Below are 16,854 nucleotides of genomic sequence, written 5' to 3'. Positions count from 1 at the left end.
GTCAGCCGGTGCGACGCGACGTTGCCGCCTGCTTCGACTTGGTAGACGTGTTCGACGCCTTTTGCCGAGGAGCGCCTTTGTTTGCGTTGGCCGCCTGGCGCTTGGACTTCGACTTCCTCGCATTGACGCCTGCGCTCTCGCGAAGCGCCTTCAGCAGATCGCCGGGCTTGGATGCTACGGGCAGCTTTTTCTTCGGCAGGGAACGCCCCTCGATTTTGGCCTTGACCAGGTCGGCGACGGCCGCTTCGTACCGATCGTCGAAGTCGCCGGGGTCAAAACTGCCTTTCTTTGTGCGGATAATGTGCTCTGCAAGTTCCAGCATCTCGCCCTCGATCTTGAGGTCGGGAAGCTCCTTGAATGCCTCTTTCGATGATCGCACTTCATAGTCAAAGTTGAGGGTGGCAGCCACCAGACCCTTGCCGTGTGCGCGGATGAGTACGGTTCGCATCCGGCGAAAAAGCACGGTCCTGGCGATCGCGGCGACCTTGGCCTTCGCCATCCCATCACGAAGGAGTGCGAAAGCCTCGCCGGCCATCTTGTCGGGTGCAAGATAGTAGGGTTTGTCGAAATAGGTGGTATCGACCTGCGAGCAGGGGATGAAGGCTTCGATGTTCAGGGTCTTGTCGCTGTTCGGGACCGCCGCTGTGACTTCTTCGGGTTCAAGCACGACGTATCGTCCACCCTCGATTTCATAGCCTTTTACCTGGTCGTCGGTCTCAACGGGCTCTCCCGACTCGCTGTCAACGAACTCGCGCTTTACCCGGTTGCCTGTTTTTCGATTGAGCGTATGGAAGCTGATGCGTTCGGACGAGGACGCGGCCGTGTAAAGAGCCACCGGACAGGTGACCTCTCCGAACTTGATGTAACCTTTCCAGTTCGCTCGCGGGGCAACCATGGCTGCATTCCTTTCGACACCCGGGATTGGGGTAACCTGGTCGGCACGCAAATCGTTCCACCTTCAATTTCGTCAAAATCCACGAAACCTCTAAGCGCTTTGTCAGGTGCCATTGCTGCGCCTGAGGGCGCGCTTGCGCCGGGACGATGAAGGATGCGGCAATCACGAGGCTGCCAACATCAGGAAAAAGGGCCGCCCGTGCGGAGGCCCAGTTTACGATTGAGGGCTGTGATCTCAACGCATCATGGCTTCTTGGGTTTCAATCAGCGCATGCTCTCGAGACGCAGACGTTCCTTCTCGACTTCGTCGGCCGTGTAGGGATCGAGCGTCTCGTCAAAGCGTGTCCAGCCCTGTTCCGTGTAGGCAGCGCGACGCTGGACAGGGTCGACCCACGTACCTCGGCGCAAGATCGCTTCGGCATCTGCTTGGAGCGCGTCGTCAACACGCGCTGTGACGACCGCGCCGCCGCGCCGTACGCCTTCGGCATAGACATGGGCATGTTCTTCCGGAACACCAGATTCTGTCATCGCTCCGATAATCCCGCCGGCGGCACCACCTGCTACCGCGCCGGCGGCAGCACCCGCTGCGGTCGCGGCAAGCCAACCGGCCGCGACCACCGGCCCGACACCCGGAATGGCCATGACCCCGAGACCAGTCAAAAGGCCGCCAATGCCCCCGACCGCAGCGCCGACACCGGCGCCCGTGCCGGCGCCTTCAGCCGCGTTGTTTTCGTTTGCGCTGCGATAACGATCGCCAATATTGTTGGAAACGATGCTGATGTCGCCCGACGGAACGCCGCGGTCTTCAAGGGCCGTCACTGCGGCGCGGGCGTCGGCATAATCGTCAAAAAGTCCACTTACGGTTTTCATTGGAGTTCCTCGCTGCTGGAATTAGTTGGCGACAATGTTGCCCTGGTAGTCGAGCGCGACTTGCAAGGATTTGCCGTCCTTCATCGCGGTGGCGCGCCAGACGCCTGTGTCATCAAGCTTCAGCCCCGTTAAATCGGTATAGCCGGCTTCAGCGAGGCGATCCTTTGCCTGGGCTTCGGTAAAGCTGTTGGCGCCGGCAACGGGGGCCGTCGGGTTGGTCTTATCCGGCGTCGCGACGGCGGGCGTGTCACCATCGGTCGTGGCGGGAGGCGTTGCGGTCTGCGCGAGCGCGCCAAAGGTCGATACGCCGAGGAATACCGCGGCGAGCAGTACGTTCTTCATGATGTTCGGTTCCTTGTTCTCAGCCCGTCAAAGGCAATGATCAAACTCGGCGAACCGCTTTTGGTTCCTAAGCATTCGGGTCTTTTCCACTGGCCGAAGCGCTGTCCCAATCGTTTCGGTCTTATGACCGGCGCACTCGGAAACGATGAGCGGAGGCTGGTCGCAATTCTGCGCGCTTCGGCAAGATTGCATTTTCCTGACGTCGACAAGGCAGATGCCGAAGTCGAGCGGGTGCTGCTTTTAGCAATCAAGGAGGCCGAGGCTGGACGTTGCAACAGCGGGTCAGTTCCCGAAACTTCTTTTTTATTTTTGTGTTGCTCATCGAGTTTTCAAGCGGCGGGATCAGGTCGGTCAACGCCTGGCCGAGTGGCCGTGTGAGGCAGGGAACAAGATAGCGATCCGCTGGTTGGAGCGCAACGAAGGGCCTGCGTCAGAGAACCAGGAGGTTTGTGATGATCGAAAACCCGGAGAACCGTAGAGCGCAACAACAGCAACCTATCTCGCCCTCACAAGAAGGCGGCCCTTATGGGGGGCGCGAGAGCGAGGTCGGCGAGCCCCGCGTCGACCAGAACGTCGCGAGCGACGATCGTTCGGGGCAGGCAAAAGCGGCGGCAGCCAAAGTCGTGGATGACGAAAAGGGGGCATTGGCGCGCCAATTGCGTGGCCTTGCTGGCGCCATGGAGAAGGTGGGTTCTGAACTTCGCAAATCCGATCAACCAGGGCTTGGCCGCTATACTCAGAACCTTGGAAACTCGATCGGACGGCTGGCCAGCGAATGCGAAGACCGGGATCTCGGTGAAATCGCGTCGATTGCAGAAAACTATGGGCGAAAGCAGCCCCTTGCCTTTCTTGGCATAGCAGCGATTGCGGGACTGGCAGCGAGCCGATTTCTGACCGCTTCGGCAAAGCGAACGACCGGCAAGACATCGAACTCCTCGTCATCCCCACGCGTAGGCGACGATTGGGCATTTGAAAAGGACTTCCGCGATGCTTAACCCCCGTGACGACCGCTCTTTACCCGACCTGATGACGGGACTGGTGACCGATATAGCCGGACTGTTTCGCAAGGAGATCGACCTCGCCAAGGCCGAGGCGAGCGAGAGCCTTGACCGGGCGATCGGCAGCATCGAGACGCTCATGGTGGGCCTTATCTTTGCGATTGCCGCGATCGGCGTGCTTCTGAGCGCTGTGGTCGAGGGTCTCGGGGGCTTGCTGATACAGCAGGGAATGCAAGAGGCAAATGCCCATGCGCTCTCAGCGGTCGTCGTTGGTCTTGTCGTCGGAGTCCTGGCGTGGGTTATGATTTCGCGCAGCCTTGCCAAGCTCGGAAACCGCAGCATTCGCTTCGAAAAAACGACGGCGTCGCTCCAGCGCGACCTCGACGTGGCCAAGGAGACCGTGAAATGAACGCCGACACGCATTCGTCCGCTGACCTTCAACGGGAAATCGAGACTGACCGCCAAAGGATTGAAGAAAAACTGCATGCCATTCAAGAACGAATGTCGCCTGGCGAATGGATGGACGAGTTCATCGCCTATGCCAGAAGAAGTGGAGGGGCCGACTTTCTCAACAATCTGGGTGGGGCAATGAAGGCGAACCCGATCCCGGTCGCACTGACAGGTATCGGTCTTGCATGGCTCCTTGCCGATCCCGCCTCGCGAGCGCCTCAAGCGTCGGGCGTCGACAAGGGAGTGGATGATTATCCGCTTGCGCGAGTGAAGGGCAATTTGCGACGGGTTGGACCGATCGAGGCAAATTTTGGCGAGCGCTACAGCCATTTTGAGGACCAAGAGGGCAGTCGTTTTCGCGCGAGGACCGATGCCGCCGGCCGAAGGGCCGGTCACTTCGTCGATCCAAGCGGAACCGTCTATCGCGGTTTCGCTGATACATCGGGCCAGGCGATTGCGGATATCCGGGATGAGGAAGGCAGTTTGTTCGATGAAACAACCGGCTGGGCATCAGCGACATGGCGCGAGGTGAAGGGGGTCGCCAGCGGTGTTTCCGGTGCAGTTTCGGATGCCGGCCGGTCAGCAGCCAGCAGCATTCGGGACGTCCGTCAGAGTGCTCAGGATCACGGGGCGCAGCTGAATGCCGCCATGCTCAAGACGTTTCGAGATCAGCCTCTGGTTGGCGGAGCGCTGGCGTTTGCGATCGGTGCGGCGATTGGAGCGGCGCTCCCCGCAACGGACTTTGAGGATGAGACCGCCGGCGAGGTTTCGGATCGCGTTCGCGGCCAGCTTCAAGCAACGGCTGATGCAGCGGCCGAGGGCGCGATCGAGGGTGCCAAAAGCGCCCTTGGAGAGGCCAACATGCCTGAAAACAAAACCCCTTCGGGCTGACGGCTGGCAAGCGCTACTGATCACAACCTCGCGAACGCGCCGCTTGGTGCCGGAGGGGCATCCGTAGAGCGGGCCGAGACGGCAAGCTGGAAACCGCACTCTGGTCACATGGACCTAGCGCCCGCCCATCTGGCAACGCGATAATCAATCGATCTTACGCAACAGATCGCAAGGAGTAATTCAATGAGCGACGCAAAAACCACCGACAATCACAAGGAAATTCAACATTGGGCCGAGACAAGAAAAGGGCGACCTGCAAGGGTCAAGGGTGCGCTCAACGGCGGCATCCTAAGGATCGATTTCGGTGAGCACGAGGAAGGTCTGGAGCCGATCTCCTGGAAGGAGTTCTTCCGTATTTTCGACCACAACAAGCTGCTCTTTCTCCATCAGGATACGATTGCAGACGGTAGGCCGAGCCGCTTCAACAAGTTTGTCGACCGATCTTAGCGGGCTCGCTTCGAGAGTTGCCGCCTGCAGTTGCCCAATCCGCACCACACGCTCTCTTTGAGCCTTTGATCTCAATTCAAGAGCCGGGCGCTGGTCGGGCCACGCATGGCGGCATCGCCCGTCTGGGCAGGTCCACTAGTTCGAGCCGCGATGAGGCCATGGTGCAGCCCATATTTCCGGGTTAGGCCCGAAGGCCGTATTGCAGCTGCCTGGCGCTCGGTTACCTGTTGGTATTCTGGCCGGCTTGCCGCTCGGGGCGCCCGAGCGTGATTACGGGGTGGGGTGACGGTCCGTGGGTGCCATGCCTTGCGGGCTTTCGGTGCTTGGACGCTGTTCAGCGCCCGGTTGCTGTTGCGAAGGAGCCGGTTGCGTCGGCTGGCCGCCAGGCTGACCCCATTCCACAAAGCCCCAGACAAGCAGTGCCAGGAAGAGACTGCTCGCAAGCACCAGGAAGACACGGGCGCCCATTCCGGCCTGACGGGATTCCCGCGCGGAGAACGTAGTTCGGCCCGCGCCGTGCGTTGCTGTCTTGGGTTCGCCTCGTTCGTCCAGCTGCTCAGCCATCGGGTCTCTCCCTTGCCATCCCGTCGAGGCCCATCGCGAGCCCTACGGGCGATCATCCGTTGCCGAGGCAACGCAAGACGAACCGCTAACGACCCCGAAGGTTCCGAAAGACCGCGGAGATTGGGCGTGCACGATACTGTGCGGCCTATAAGTCGAAGGACGTCGGGATCGGACAGGGGTCCCGAATTACCCTTGGCGCACTCTCCGACAAGCCGCAGCAAGACTTCCCGCGCGCTGAAGAGTGGCGATCTTGGCATCCAGGAGAATGCCGATCGCGTCGCGAAGAAGCGACCTGCTCTGCTCTTGGGAGTGGTGGCAACGAGCACCAGAGGCTCCCTGTGGTCCGGAGTGAGCCTGTCGAGCGCGGTGCGTAGCTCACCGTTCAACACGCACCACGCCTGCGGAGCTGAAATTGGCCCGGGAACGGTTTCTGGAACTTTGCGGGGTGGCTCGGGTTAAGCGATCAACTCTTCTGGAAAGGACAGTAAAACGCTACGCCTCCGATCTCAAAGACGAAGTTTGCTCCCAAGGCTGCCCTTGGTCGTGGTTGCTCTGCCCGGCTGTCAGGGCACGCAATCCGCGTTGAGCCCTGCGGGTTCGGAAGCAGAGGCGACGTTGACCCTGTTTGTCGTCATGTCCTTCGGCGCAGCCGCGATCTGGCTCGCGGTGGTTACAGTCGTCTGCGTTGCCGTGCGCAGTCAAAGACGAGTTGTCGCAGAGCCTGCCGCAAGCCGCATCATCCTGTGGGGCGGCGCCGTGTTCCCAACTGTGACGCTCTTTGCCCTTCTGACATATGCATTCTGGTTGATGCCGACGCTTAGACCTTCGCCGACGTTTCGCGATGCTACGGATTTGCGGGTCGAAGTCACCGGCAGGCAATATTGGTGGCAGGTGGTCTATTTCCATCGCGGCCTGAAGATCGCAGCGGCAAACGAGATCCGCTTGCCGGTCGGCCGGCGAATAGAATTTTCACTGAAGAGCGATGACGTGATCCATTCCTTCTGGATACCCTCTCTTGGGGGCAAGATGGATATGATCCCGGGTCGCGAAAACCGCCTTTCGCTGATGGCGCAAAGAACCGGGGTTTTTCGCGGCGCTTGCACCGAATTTTGCGGGACGTCTCACGCATTCATGTCGCTCACCGCAGTGACGATGGAGCCCGAAGCGTTCGACGCATGGCTTGCCAGCCAGGCGAAAGCCTCGATTAACGTCGCCGGAGAGGGGCGCGCTCTCTTCTTGCGCCATGGCTGCGGCTCCTGTCACCGCGTTGCGGGCACGCAGGCCACGGGCGCGGCTGGACCCGATCTTTCTCACCTAGGGTCCCGGCAGATGCTGGCAGCCGGGATCGTCGCCAACACCGAGGACAACATTGCTGGCTTCATCGCGAACCCGGGTGCGATCAAGCCCGGTGCAGCCATGCCGGCTTTCTCCATGCTGGCGCCGCAAGATATCCGCGCAATCGCCGCCTGGCTGAAAGGCCTGAGATGACGGTGCCAGGCCCCCGCGCGAGTGACGAGGAGCGCGCAGCGCAAAGCGAGCGGCTGCGCAAAGTCTGGGAGAATCCGCGCGGCTGGCGCTACTGGACGAGCGTCAACAACACGCAGGTTGGGCTGTGGTATGCGTCCACCGCCTTCATCTTTCTGCTTTTTGCCGGCGCGCTGGCATTGATTATGCGGGCGCAATTGGCCTGGCCCGATAGTGACCTGGTTTCGGCGGACTTTTACAATCAGCTATTCACGCTGCACGGGACCGTTATGATGTTCCTGTTTGCCGTGCCAATCTTCGAGGCAGTGGCGATTTTTCTGTTGCCACCTATGATCGGGGCTCGAGAGTTGCCGTTTCCGCGACTGGGCGCGTTCGGGTTCTGGAGCTTTTTTCTCGGAGGCATCTTTGTATGCGGCTCGATTTTCTTTGATGCAGCGCCTTCCTCCGGTTGGTTCATGTATCCGCCATTGGCGACCGACGAAAAGCTTTCCGGCATCGGCGCCGACATCTGGCTGCTAGGCCTTTCTTTCATCGAGGTGGCTTCGATTGCAGCGGCGGTGGAGCTGATCGTCGGGATCATGAAATGTCGCGCACCCGGCATGCGCATCAACCTGATGCCGCTGTTCGCCTGGTATCTGCTGATTGTCGCCGGCATGATCCTCTTTGCATTTCCGCCGCTGATTGCCGGCGACATTCTCTTTGAAATGCAGCGCATGTTCGACTGGCCCTTCTTCGATCCGGCACGCGGCGGCGATCCGCTGCTCTGGCAGCACCTCTTCTGGATCTTCGGCCATCCCGAGGTCTACATCATCTTCCTGCCGGCGATTGCCTTGTTGGCGATGATCGTTCCGACTTTTTCGCGGCGTCCGATCGTGGGTTACTCCTGGATCGTGCTTGCCGCGGTCGGCACCGGCTTCCTGTCATTCGGCTTGTGGGTCCACCACATGTTCGCGACAGGACTGCCTCAGATATCGCTTGCCTTCTTTTCGGCTGCTTCCGAGGCGGTGGCGATCCCAACGGCGGTTCAAATCTTCGTCTTCATTGCCACCATGCTTGCCGGCCGCGTCATCCTTTCTACTCCAATGCTGTTTGGGGCAGGCGGCATCGCCATTTTCGTCATTGGCGGGCTAACCGGCGTCATGGTGGCAATTGCGCCCTTCGACTGGCAAGCGCACGACACTTATTTCGTGGTTGCCCACCTCCACTATGTCCTGATTGGAGGGATGCTGTTCCCGGTCGCTGCGGGGATCTACTATTATTACCCCCTCATCGATGCAAAACGCCTGTCCGATACGCTCGGACGCATCGCCTTCTGGCTGATGTTTGTCGGTTTCAATGTCACCTTCTTTCCAATGCATTTGACCGGCCTTCTCGGCATGCCGCGTCGGGTTTTCACCTATCCGGCCGACCTTGGGTGGAATTTCCTGAACCTGGTGTCGTCCGTCGGCGCCTACGTATTTGCCTTCGGTGTTTTGATTGTGGTGTGGGATGTCCTGCGCCCCAAGCACCGGGAGCCTCGCGCCGAACAAAACCCGTGGAATGCCGGAACGCTTGAATGGATCAGCGAGCCTGAGGAAAACTGGGGTGTACGCTCCGTTCCCTTCGTTTCGAGCCGCTATCCACTTTGGGAACAGCCGACGCTTGCCCGGGAGATCAGCGAGGGGCGATGGTATCTTCCCGACGCCAAGGAAGGGCGCCGCGAGGGACTGGTCACCTCCGTGCTCGATGCACGGCCGGAACAGGTCTTGCGCGTTGGCGGCACCTCAAAGGTCACCATCGTCTCGGCCTTCTCGCTCGGGGCCGTGTTCATTGCCTTGACGTTTAAGTGGTGGATCGCAGGGGCGATCGCTGCCTTCACCTGTTTCTGCGCGATCCTCTATTGGCTTTGGACCGGGACTGCGGAAATTCCCGAGAAGCCGGAGAAGGACGTCGGCGTCGGGCTCGCCTTGCCGCTCTACGCATCCGGGCCGTCGTCAGTCGGCTGGTGGGCCATGTTCATCACGATGGTGGGCGACAGTACCGCCTTTGCGAGCCTGATCTTCGGCTATTTTTTCTATTGGACGATACACGAAGACTTCACGGCGAGCTCAGCCGGTCCCGGAATGATGTGGCCACTGGTTTCGGCAGCGCTCTTTGTCTTTGCGTGGCTCGCCACCTTGGCTGCAAGACATTTCAACGCCCTTGAGCGTACGGCGTTCGTGCGTGCCGCTTTGATCATGGCCCTCGCCCTGACGGCCGTTGCATCGGCAGCTGGGATCGCGGGTCCCTGGTTGCACGCCATGAACCCCACCGCCCATGTCTATCCGGCAATTGTCTGGGTGCTTGTCTGCTGGACAGTCGTTCATGCAGCTGTCGGAGCTGCCATGATTGCCTATTGTCTTGCGCGAAGCCTTGCCGGGCGCCTGACGAAAACCCACGACATGGACCTGCGCAACGTGGCCCTCTACTGGCATTTCCTGGCAATTACGGCGCTCATCACCTTCTTCGTGATCGGTCTTTTCCCGGAGGCACTTTGATGCGTCTGTTGCCAAGGGAAATCGAAACGTTCTGGACACTGTTCACGGGGCCTGCCATCTGGGCCGGGCACTTCCTGATATGCTACGCCAGCGCGGCGATTTTCTGTGCCAAGCCCGCGCTGCTCGGCATGGAGTTCAACTCCTTGCGCCTTGGCATTGCCTTCGTCACGGTGGTAGCGCTGGTGGCGATCGCGCTTTCGGCTTTCCTTGCATGGCGCCAGTGGGGCTTCGGCGCCCACGACCCTCCTCATGACGATCCGACACGCCACGATCGACTTCTGTTCCAGGGTTTTGCAACCTTGCTGCTTGCCGGCTTGAGTTTTGTCGCCGTCCTCATGACAGCATTGCCGGTGATCTTTGTTTCGGAGTGCCTGCGATGAGGGTGCTGTGCCTCGCAGTTGGTGCACTCCTTTTGGCCGCGATCTGGCTCGGGCCGCTCTTGACTGCGTGGCGCAGCTCGGTGACCGCTCATATGCTTGCGCATATGGGGGTCGTAGCCGTCGCAGCACCTCTGCTCGCTCTTGGCCTTGCTCCCCGTCTGACGAGCAATCGGTCATCCTTCCTCGTCGGGTTGCCGATCATTGCCTCGCTCGCCGAGCTTGTCGTCGTCTGGGGTTGGCATGCACCGGCCGCACGTCGATTGGCCGAGGGTTCGTTCTTGGGCTCCGCCTTGGAGCAGGCGTGCTTTCTCGGCGCCGGAGTGTTTCTATGGTCCACGTGTCTTGCGGCCGGCAGCACGAACAGGCCTTCAAGCAATGCGGCAGGCGCCTTCGGCTTGCTGCTGACGACCGTTCATATGACGTTGCTCGGCGCGCTCTTGGCGCTCAGCCCGCGCCCGCTCTATCGATTTGGCGATGTCACCTGTTTTGGCACGACCTTGACGGCGGCTCAGGATCAGCAACTCGGGGCCGTCGTCATGCTGATGGTTGGCGCCGCAGCCTATCTCGCAGGCGGGGTCGCCTTGCTTTCCGGTCTGCTTGCGGAGTCAAACCGGAGGGTCGCCTGATGCATGTTCGATGGAAGCACCTGGCCGTCGGGCTCGCCATCCTGCCGATCGTCGCCCTTTTTGCCACCTGGATCGGCTTCTTCAACGTCGGTGCGTCTTCCGGCCACTTTAAGATAACCGAGTGGTTTTTGCATTTTGCCATGCGTTCGGCTGTTCGCACCTATGCGCTCGCCGTCGATGCCCCGGAGAGGCTACCTGACAACGGCATCCCACCGGCCGCAGCTCACTTTGCCCGTGGCTGCGCTATCTGCCACGGCGCGCCGGGCGAACCGCGGTCCCCCGCAGCACTTGCGATGTTGCCGCAACCGCCGGATCTTTCCGCCGTGGTCGAGCAATGGGAGGACGCAGAACTGTTTCGCATCGTGAAGCACGGCGTTCGCTTCACCGGCATGCCGGCGTGGCCGACCCAGGCGCGCGACGACGAAATCTGGAGCATGGTTGCGTTCCTGCGAAAGCTTCCAGCCATGGATCCGGCCACCTATCGTTTACTCGCCTATCGAAATAGACCGCAGCCACCCATGCATGCGTCCCGATTTGAAGATGCATTGGCCGAATGTACCCGCTGTCATGGCGGCGATGGGATGGGCTTCAGCCCGCTCACGCCTGTTCTTGCGGGACAGAAGGAGGCCTATCTGCTCGAAAGCCTGAACGCCTATATCGAGGGACGTAGACCAAGTGGCATGATGCAACTTCCCGTGCAGGCGGTGGATCGGAGACATCTTCCCGCTCTTGCCAGCCATTTCGCGGTTTTGAAGCGGCATGCCGTGGTGCAACCACTAAAAGACGATCGGGTGGGGCAGGGCGAACAGATTGCGCAGCACGGCCGTCCCGCCCAAAAAGTGCCGGCGTGCTTGGGCTGTCATCAAAATTCGGAACGTAACCCGTCCTACCCAAGGCTTGATGGTCAGCCCGAGGCTTTTCTTGCGGCGCAACTGAAGCTGTTTCGCGAAGGCTCGCGATCGGGAACTCCGTTCAGCCATTTGATGGAGAATGCGGCAGAACACCTGTCCGACACAGATATCGAGAATGTTTCGGCATATTTTTCGAGTTTGCCTCCTGAGGATTGAAACACCTTCGTCCCGAAATCGTTTGGCTCCGTTATCGAGGAGCTGGTCATGAAAAAACTGCTGATCGCGATTCTTGTTGTCGCTGCGCTTGCGGTTACGGCGGGTGGGGGCCTCGTTGCTCTGTCCCGGCATGAAGCCACGGTTCCGATCGAACAGACCTATGGGCCGGATCCGGTACTCGTCGAACCGAAAGCGGAGTGGATACCTTCCGTGAACGTCGCCGAGGCGACGCCCTGGCCCAATGGGCAAATGCCCGTCGCGGCTCAAGGGTTTGTCGTCACGGAATTTGCCGGCGGCCTTGAGCATCCACGCTGGCTTCATGTGCTACCGAACGGCGATGTTCTGGTAGCCGAAAGCAACGCGCCGCCGAAGCCCGACGCGGGCTTTTCCGTCCGGGCCTTCTTGATGGGCCTCTTCCAGGCCAGGGCCGGTGCCGAGACGAAGAGCGCCAATCGCATATCGCTTCTGCGTGATTCAGATGGTGACGGCGTGGCGGAAACCAAGACACCGTTCATCACCGGGCTCTATTCCCCCTTCGGAATGTCATTGCTCGACGGCACACTCTATGTCGCCAATGCCGACGCGATCGTGGCCTTTGCCTATCAGGAAGGAGCAACGCAGATCACCGCAGCACCTGAAAAGATCGTCGACCTGCCTTCCGGTCGTAATCATCACTGGACGAAGGACGTCATCGCGAGCCAGGACGGAACCAAGCTCTATGCCACTGTCGGGTCTAATTCGAACATTGGCGAGAACGGCATGGAGGAAGAAAATGGGCGAGCCGCCGTGCATGAGATCGATCTCCTCACGCGCAAGATGCGACTGTTCGCCTCCGGACTTCGCAACCCCAATGGGCTTTCCTGGCAGCCTGATAGCGGTGAGCTCTGGGTTGTCGTCAATGAGCGCGACGAGATCGGCCCCGATCTGGTTCCTGACTACATGACGTCCGTAGGCGACGGTGCATTCTACGGGTGGCCCTACAGTTGGTATGGTCAACATGTCGATGATCGCGTCCAGCCGCAGAACGAAGAGCTCGTCGCGGTCGCGGCCAAACCGGACTATGCGCTCGGGCCCCATACCGCATCTCTGGGATTGACCTTTAATACCCGCGATCTGTTCGGGCCTGAGATGAAAAATGGCGCCTTTGTCGGTCAGCACGGCTCATGGAATCGCATCCCGCGCAGTGGCTACAAGGTCATTTTCGTGCCGTTCACCGCCGGTAGACCGTCCGGCCCGCCGCGCGATATCCTCACGGGTTTCCTCAGCGTCGACGGCAAGGCCCTGGGTCGGCCGGTCGGCGTCGCCATTGCCCGCGATGGTGCGTTGCTGGTCGCCGATGACGTTGGCAACAAAGTGTGGCGTGTCGCACCCCTCGGATAGGTAGCGGGGCGTAAAACGGCTCGGCCCGGGAGATCAAGCTAGCTCTCTTCCGTCTGCGATGAGGGCTTGTTAGGGTACGCTAAAGCATGAGGGGAGTGGCAATGACCGACAATAGCGAACGCGCCTTCGTTGTCGAACTCTGCGATACGGATACGGCAGACTCAGGGATCTTTACCTGGGATATAATCCGGGACCTCGTCTATGGAGATTCGGCCCTGGCGGAACTCTTCGGTCTTGTGGCCGAGGAGACCAACCAGGGCTTACCCCTTAAGCTCTACCTAGATCGTGTCCACCCAGAGGATCGGTCATCTTTGGCAAGGACGATCACGGAAACGATCGTTGCCGGTCGCGCGCACCAGTCTTTCTATCGTGTGAAAACGCGGGGCGGCTTCTACGTTGCGGTCGTCGCTTTTGGCCGCTGTTTTCGCGATCGCGGCGGAACGCCAGTGCTCTATTCCGGTATTGTTGTCCTGGAAAGCTCAACCTCGACGAACGACAACCGGTGGCATTAGCGGTGTGATCGTGTGTCAACCGAAGACATCAGGGGCCATTTTTTCGGGAACTCTTTTACCGTGGTGGTGTTTCACGCTTTGTGGGAACCCTGAACCCCGACAGGGCGACACCTTCATGACCCCTCCGGAAGTGAAGCCTTCTCCATAAGTGCCCTATGGCCTCGTCGGTACCGGCGGGGCCATTCCTTTCGTAGCCCGGCGTCCACGAAGCGGAGCGTCCCAAACTCGGGCGGGATACCTGCCGATACCTGCCGCCGAGCCGGCCCCTGCCTTGCTCAGAATGGTCTGACGGCAGATCACGACGATGTGTTCTGGGCGAGAGGAACGTCAGATTTGTTAAAGAGTTGGCCCGTCGTTCAATCAGATTATGGAGGACTGAACCATGCTGAAAACACTGACGACCGCGGCTGTACTCGTTGCGCTTGCTGGCTCTTCTGCCTTTGCCCTGTCCGATATCGCGTGTGATCAAGCGAACATGACCAAGCTCGAAAATGACGTCAAGGCCATCACCGACGAGATGAAGAAGGACTACGCCAACAAGGAATTGGCGATGGCAAAAGAAGCGCTTGCATCCAACGAGAGCGACAAATGCAAGACGCACATGTCGAACGCGATGAAGGGCAATGATCCCATGTGACTGGCCTGGCCCCGGGCCCGTCCGACGACATCGACTATCTGCGTGACCGCACCGGCTGGTCTCCGCCCGGGCTCGGCATCCGGCCGTGGAGTCGCGCCCGATGCACCTTCGGGCTTGGGCCCGTGCGGGGTGATCAGCACTCTTGGGGTGCCCAGACATAAAGCGATCCCGCTTTCATCGAGGAGGAGGGGAAGCCATAACGAGTGCGCGCACAATCAACAGCGGGTGTCTCTATGCGCTCTCCTGCCGATGAACAATCGCGATCCAGGTCTCCGTGAGATAGCCGATACCGCCACTGCAGGTGGAGATGGCCAAGGTGAGATGTCGTTGAGGCACCAAGCATACATGGCCGTCCCTTCCCCGAGAGGAAGGGACACCGGGTATGAATGGTCAGTTGATAACCCGAATGATCTTGCGGGTGCCGGGATCGACGAGCACGGTGCGGTTGTCGACGACCACATAGCGGTAGGTGATGTCCGGCGCATCGATCGTGTGCAGCTCCACTTTTTCCGGAATGGCCGAGCCGACGTTTAGCTCCACTCCAGGCAAGTTGATGGAAGCAATTGGCTTCTTCTTCACGTATTCGCGAACGACCGTTTCTTGTTCCGGCGTGATAACGACCGTCTGTGCGACGGCGACGCTGGAAGCGCCGAGCAGAAACAGCCCCGCAAGAAGGGAGTTGACAAGCTTTTTCATGATCTTCTCCAGTTCGATTGTTGAGGTCTCACCCCTCAGTGGGGCAACGGCAATTCAACCCGGTTTCGACAATTCCGTTCCGTTGATTGGACCTCAGTCGGATAGGAAACCGCCATTGGTCCCGCCCGCCTTCGGACCATGGTCGGGGCGGGGCACAATTCGGCCAGGGCTGCTATAGGCTTCGCGATGCGGGACGACTTCATCGCCGCAAGCGGTCCGGCCAATCCACCGCCTGGAACCAGACCGGCCCCGGCGTGTTCCTGTACGTGTCGGCGATGTCGAGTGCTGGAAGGGGGCGAAGTGATCGGACCGGAGTTGGGTTTTGAGGATACCGACCATGACGACCTTCTTAGCGGCTCGTCTCCTTGGGGCATGCAATGGAATGCCCCTCATCAATTTCCCCTCACCGAGAGCTTCAAGACCGATGTGGTCGTGGTGGGCTGTGGCGTTACCGGGGCCTTGGTTGCAGAACACTTGGGCGCCCTTGGCTACGATGTCGTGGCGATGGACCGCGAAAAGGCAGGCCTCGGCAGCACGCGTGCCAGCACAGCGATGTTGCAATGGGAGATCGACGCATCGATGACTGATTTGACCCATGCCTATGGGTTTTCTCAGGCATCGCTGATCTATCAGCGAAGTCTGGCATCGGTCGAAGGGCTTGCCAATCTGGTCGTCGGAAACAGAGTTGCATGCAATTTTGAACGTCGGGGTAGCCTGTACCTCGCGGGGGGACAGTCCGGGTTGCGGGAGTTGCGCGAGGAATTGAACCTGCGCCATCGCGCTGGCCTTAAGGGGCGGCTGCTCACACATCGCGAACTTTCTGAAGAGTTTGGTTTTGATCGCGAAGCTGCCATCCTGTCCCCCGGCTCGGCGCAAGCCGATCCTCTCCTGCTTTGCTGGTCGCTCCTGGCGAACGCAGTCACTTGTGGTGTTCGTCTTTTTACGGCTGATGCCAAAGACTTTCACGACGAGGGCGGCCACGTCGTCGTTGAAACGGGCGGCCCATACGTTATCGAAGCGAAGCATGTGGTGCTCGCTACCGGCTATGTCATGCCGCATTTCGTGATGCCTGAAAGCCACGTCGTCAGTTCAAGTTTCGCACTGGCAACCATGCCTCAAGACGAAACCGGTCTTTGGCCGCACGAACACCTCATATGGGAGGCAACAGACCCGTACCTTTATCTGAGAGCGACGGCTGACAACCGGATCGTCATCGGCGGCGAGGACGAGCGGATATCAGATCCGGTCGAGCGTGACCGCATGCTGCCCGAAAAGCTCAAGATGCTGAAAGACAAGCTTCATCGATTGCTACCCGATGCCAAGCTCGATATTGCATATGGGTGGTGCGGTGCATTTGGCGAAACGGCCGACGGCCTGCCTTTTATCGGGAAGGTTCCGGGTGCCAGAAATGTCTATGCCGCCTACGGATACGGCGGCAACGGCATCACATTCTCTTATCTCGCCTCGCGCATCGTGTCGCAGATGATGGCCGGCACCTACGCCCAGTGGTTCGACCTCTTCGCAATGGATCGTCCAAGGCAAAATCTTTAGAATTCGTTACCTAGGCTCTACGGGATAGGGGCTGTTCCTTCCGATTGGACTTGGGTGCCAGGTATATTTCCAAGTTCGAATATAATGCCACCACGTCCCGAGCGCTTTTTGCCTTGGACCACAACCGGCCATGCGGTTCGGGGGAGCTTGGAGCATTCTTCGCTCGGCCGCGGCATTGAGGCCGACGCGGTTCTTGTGATCAGGACAGTGGCTTGTTGCCATGAGGTCCCGAACGCGCATGATAGTGGGCAGCAACTGCTGACGTCGCCATGCCAGCCTCCAGGCACGCGCCGATGAAGGCCTCGCGGGCGACTGCAGATGGGACCGAGTGGTTCAACGCACCTCGACACGTCATGATGGCTCGCTCATAGCCTTGTCCGTGCCGTATCGGCCATTCGTGTTCGAGAAAATCCAGCGCGTCGTAGACCGATGCGAAAATGCGGTTTGTTCCTGACTGTAGGCGGACAGATAACGGAACCGTCCAAGGTATCTCAGGAAGGCGCATAATGTCCTCCTTCCGCAGGCTAACGGATTGAAAAAAATGAATT

The 16,854-nt window shown here is 59.7% G+C and carries 20 protein-coding genes; 14 read left to right on the top strand and 6 right to left on the bottom strand.

What is annotated here, in order from left to right; all coding sequences use genetic code 11:
* Position 1 precedes the first annotated feature (1 nt).
* The 3 genes from XB14_RS28915 to XB14_RS28905 all read right to left on the bottom strand — a co-directional run bounded on the left by XB14_RS28915 (position 2) and on the right by XB14_RS28905 (position 2,106).
* Complete coding sequence (locus XB14_RS28915) at positions 2–895, bottom strand: Ku protein (RefSeq protein ID WP_077967147.1); 894 nt, start codon at positions 893–895, stop codon at positions 2–4.
* 263 nt (positions 896–1,158) lie between these two features.
* Positions 1,159–1,764, bottom strand: a complete 606-nt coding sequence (locus tag XB14_RS28910; protein ID WP_077967145.1) for a general stress protein — start codon at positions 1,762–1,764, stop codon at positions 1,159–1,161.
* Between the two features lie 21 nt (positions 1,765–1,785).
* On the bottom strand, positions 1,786–2,106 hold the full coding sequence (locus tag XB14_RS28905) for a PepSY domain-containing protein (protein WP_077967143.1): 321 nt from the start codon (positions 2,104–2,106) through the stop codon (positions 1,786–1,788).
* A gap of 36 nt (positions 2,107–2,142) precedes the next feature.
* Between XB14_RS28905 and XB14_RS32945 the strand changes: the two genes are divergently transcribed.
* The 5 genes from XB14_RS32945 to XB14_RS28885 all read left to right on the top strand — a co-directional run bounded on the left by XB14_RS32945 (position 2,143) and on the right by XB14_RS28885 (position 4,892).
* Positions 2,143–2,484: a hypothetical protein gene (locus XB14_RS32945; protein ID WP_143348588.1), complete on the top strand. Its 342-nt coding sequence runs from the start codon at positions 2,143–2,145 to the stop codon at positions 2,482–2,484.
* Between the two features lie 74 nt (positions 2,485–2,558).
* Positions 2,559–3,101: a hypothetical protein gene (locus XB14_RS28900; protein WP_077967141.1), complete on the top strand. Its 543-nt coding sequence runs from the start codon at positions 2,559–2,561 to the stop codon at positions 3,099–3,101.
* Positions 3,094–3,513 carry a phage holin family protein gene (locus XB14_RS28895; RefSeq protein WP_077967134.1) on the top strand — a complete coding sequence of 140 codons (420 nt, stop codon included), beginning with the start codon at positions 3,094–3,096 and terminating at the stop codon, positions 3,511–3,513. The genes XB14_RS28900 and XB14_RS28895 overlap by 8 nt, the downstream gene beginning before the upstream one ends.
* Positions 3,510–4,445: a DUF3618 domain-containing protein gene (locus XB14_RS28890; protein WP_077967131.1), complete on the top strand. Its 936-nt coding sequence runs from the start codon at positions 3,510–3,512 to the stop codon at positions 4,443–4,445. Before XB14_RS28895 ends, XB14_RS28890 begins: the two co-directional genes overlap by 4 nt.
* Before the next feature lie 183 nt (positions 4,446–4,628).
* Entirely contained in the window at positions 4,629–4,892 is a 264-nt protein-coding gene (locus tag XB14_RS28885; protein WP_077967130.1) for a hypothetical protein, read from the top strand.
* 270 nt (positions 4,893–5,162) lie between these two features.
* Here the strand turns inward: XB14_RS28885 and XB14_RS28880 are convergent, their stop codons facing one another.
* Positions 5,163–5,456 carry a hypothetical protein gene (locus XB14_RS28880; RefSeq protein WP_077967129.1) on the bottom strand — a complete coding sequence of 98 codons (294 nt, stop codon included), beginning with the start codon at positions 5,454–5,456 and terminating at the stop codon, positions 5,163–5,165.
* Positions 5,457–5,999: 543 nt separating this feature from the next.
* Here XB14_RS28880 and coxB point away from each other — a divergent pair.
* The 8 genes from coxB to XB14_RS28840 all read left to right on the top strand — a co-directional run bounded on the left by coxB (position 6,000) and on the right by XB14_RS28840 (position 14,059).
* Complete coding sequence (gene coxB, locus XB14_RS28875; RefSeq protein WP_143348587.1) at positions 6,000–6,944, top strand: cytochrome c oxidase subunit II; 945 nt, start codon at positions 6,000–6,002, stop codon at positions 6,942–6,944.
* The gene (gene ctaD / locus XB14_RS28870) at positions 6,941–9,457 is read left to right on the top strand and encodes a cytochrome c oxidase subunit I (RefSeq protein ID WP_077967128.1); all 2,517 of its coding nucleotides are present in this window, start codon (positions 6,941–6,943) and stop codon (positions 9,455–9,457) included. Before coxB ends, ctaD begins: the two co-directional genes overlap by 4 nt.
* Entirely contained in the window at positions 9,457–9,837 is a 381-nt protein-coding gene (locus tag XB14_RS28865) for a hypothetical protein (protein WP_077967127.1), read from the top strand. The genes ctaD and XB14_RS28865 overlap by 1 nt, the downstream gene beginning before the upstream one ends.
* Positions 9,834–10,463, top strand: coding sequence for a cytochrome c oxidase assembly protein (locus XB14_RS28860; RefSeq protein WP_077967112.1), 630 nt, complete (start codon positions 9,834–9,836; stop codon positions 10,461–10,463). The genes XB14_RS28865 and XB14_RS28860 overlap by 4 nt, the downstream gene beginning before the upstream one ends.
* Positions 10,463–11,530, top strand: coding sequence for a c-type cytochrome (locus tag XB14_RS28855; protein ID WP_234804168.1), 1,068 nt, complete (start codon positions 10,463–10,465; stop codon positions 11,528–11,530). The genes XB14_RS28860 and XB14_RS28855 overlap by 1 nt, the downstream gene beginning before the upstream one ends.
* A gap of 48 nt (positions 11,531–11,578) precedes the next feature.
* Complete coding sequence (locus tag XB14_RS28850) at positions 11,579–12,910, top strand: PQQ-dependent sugar dehydrogenase (RefSeq protein ID WP_077967111.1); 1,332 nt, start codon at positions 11,579–11,581, stop codon at positions 12,908–12,910.
* A gap of 101 nt (positions 12,911–13,011) precedes the next feature.
* Positions 13,012–13,422: a PAS domain-containing protein gene (locus XB14_RS28845; RefSeq protein WP_143348586.1), complete on the top strand. Its 411-nt coding sequence runs from the start codon at positions 13,012–13,014 to the stop codon at positions 13,420–13,422.
* Positions 13,423–13,804: 382 nt separating this feature from the next.
* Positions 13,805–14,059, top strand: a complete 255-nt coding sequence (locus XB14_RS28840) for a hypothetical protein (RefSeq protein ID WP_077967109.1) — start codon at positions 13,805–13,807, stop codon at positions 14,057–14,059.
* Positions 14,060–14,449: 390 nt separating this feature from the next.
* On the opposite strand, the gene XB14_RS28835 is transcribed toward XB14_RS28840, so the two are convergent.
* Positions 14,450–14,755 (bottom strand): DUF1236 domain-containing protein, encoded by a 306-nt coding sequence (locus XB14_RS28835; protein WP_077967108.1) that lies wholly within the window; start codon positions 14,753–14,755, stop codon positions 14,450–14,452.
* A 300-nt stretch (positions 14,756–15,055) separates the two neighbouring features.
* Here XB14_RS28835 and XB14_RS28830 point away from each other — a divergent pair, with 300 nt between their 5' ends.
* A complete protein-coding gene (locus XB14_RS28830; RefSeq protein WP_234804167.1) occupies positions 15,056–16,306 on the top strand; it encodes an NAD(P)/FAD-dependent oxidoreductase in 1,251 nt (416 codons plus the stop codon).
* A gap of 199 nt (positions 16,307–16,505) precedes the next feature.
* On the opposite strand, the gene XB14_RS28825 is transcribed toward XB14_RS28830, so the two are convergent.
* On the bottom strand, positions 16,506–16,811 hold the full coding sequence (locus XB14_RS28825) for a DUF982 domain-containing protein (RefSeq protein WP_077967107.1): 306 nt from the start codon (positions 16,809–16,811) through the stop codon (positions 16,506–16,508).
* Positions 16,812–16,854: the final 43 nt, after the last annotated feature.

The sequence above is a fragment of the Ensifer adhaerens genome, assembly GCF_002007205.1.
GTDB lineage: Bacteria > Pseudomonadota > Alphaproteobacteria > Rhizobiales > Rhizobiaceae > Ensifer > Ensifer adhaerens_D.
The sequence above is the reverse complement of the archived record's forward strand: the minus strand, read 5'-3'. Positions and strand labels throughout refer to the sequence as shown.

What these genes read in the sequence shown, in the direction of transcription:
- XB14_RS28855 (WP_234804168.1), top strand. Translation starts at nt 10,463, where the DNA reads ATGCATGTTCGATGGAAGCACCTGGCCGTCGGGCTCGCCATCCTGCCG.
- XB14_RS28825 (WP_077967107.1), bottom strand. Translation starts at nt 16,811, where the DNA reads ATGCGCCTTCCTGAGATACCTTGGACGGTTCCGTTATCTGTCCGCCTA.
- XB14_RS28915 (WP_077967147.1), bottom strand. Translation starts at nt 895, where the DNA reads ATGGTTGCCCCGCGAGCGAACTGGAAAGGTTACATCAAGTTCGGAGAG.
- XB14_RS28910 (WP_077967145.1), bottom strand. Translation starts at nt 1,764, where the DNA reads ATGAAAACCGTAAGTGGACTTTTTGACGATTATGCCGACGCCCGCGCC.
- XB14_RS28880 (WP_077967129.1), bottom strand. Translation starts at nt 5,456, where the DNA reads ATGGCTGAGCAGCTGGACGAACGAGGCGAACCCAAGACAGCAACGCAC.
- XB14_RS28865 (WP_077967127.1), top strand. Translation starts at nt 9,457, where the DNA reads ATGCGTCTGTTGCCAAGGGAAATCGAAACGTTCTGGACACTGTTCACG.
- XB14_RS28860 (WP_077967112.1), top strand. Translation starts at nt 9,834, where the DNA reads ATGAGGGTGCTGTGCCTCGCAGTTGGTGCACTCCTTTTGGCCGCGATC.
- ctaD (WP_077967128.1), top strand. Translation starts at nt 6,941, where the DNA reads ATGACGGTGCCAGGCCCCCGCGCGAGTGACGAGGAGCGCGCAGCGCAA.
- XB14_RS28900 (WP_077967141.1), top strand. Translation starts at nt 2,559, where the DNA reads ATGATCGAAAACCCGGAGAACCGTAGAGCGCAACAACAGCAACCTATC.
- XB14_RS28835 (WP_077967108.1), bottom strand. Translation starts at nt 14,755, where the DNA reads ATGAAAAAGCTTGTCAACTCCCTTCTTGCGGGGCTGTTTCTGCTCGGC.
- XB14_RS32945 (WP_143348588.1), top strand. Translation starts at nt 2,143, where the DNA reads ATGATCAAACTCGGCGAACCGCTTTTGGTTCCTAAGCATTCGGGTCTT.
- XB14_RS28895 (WP_077967134.1), top strand. Translation starts at nt 3,094, where the DNA reads ATGCTTAACCCCCGTGACGACCGCTCTTTACCCGACCTGATGACGGGA.
- XB14_RS28840 (WP_077967109.1), top strand. Translation starts at nt 13,805, where the DNA reads ATGCTGAAAACACTGACGACCGCGGCTGTACTCGTTGCGCTTGCTGGC.
- XB14_RS28890 (WP_077967131.1), top strand. Translation starts at nt 3,510, where the DNA reads ATGAACGCCGACACGCATTCGTCCGCTGACCTTCAACGGGAAATCGAG.
- XB14_RS28905 (WP_077967143.1), bottom strand. Translation starts at nt 2,106, where the DNA reads ATGAAGAACGTACTGCTCGCCGCGGTATTCCTCGGCGTATCGACCTTT.
- XB14_RS28885 (WP_077967130.1), top strand. Translation starts at nt 4,629, where the DNA reads ATGAGCGACGCAAAAACCACCGACAATCACAAGGAAATTCAACATTGG.
- XB14_RS28850 (WP_077967111.1), top strand. Translation starts at nt 11,579, where the DNA reads ATGAAAAAACTGCTGATCGCGATTCTTGTTGTCGCTGCGCTTGCGGTT.
- XB14_RS28845 (WP_143348586.1), top strand. Translation starts at nt 13,012, where the DNA reads ATGACCGACAATAGCGAACGCGCCTTCGTTGTCGAACTCTGCGATACG.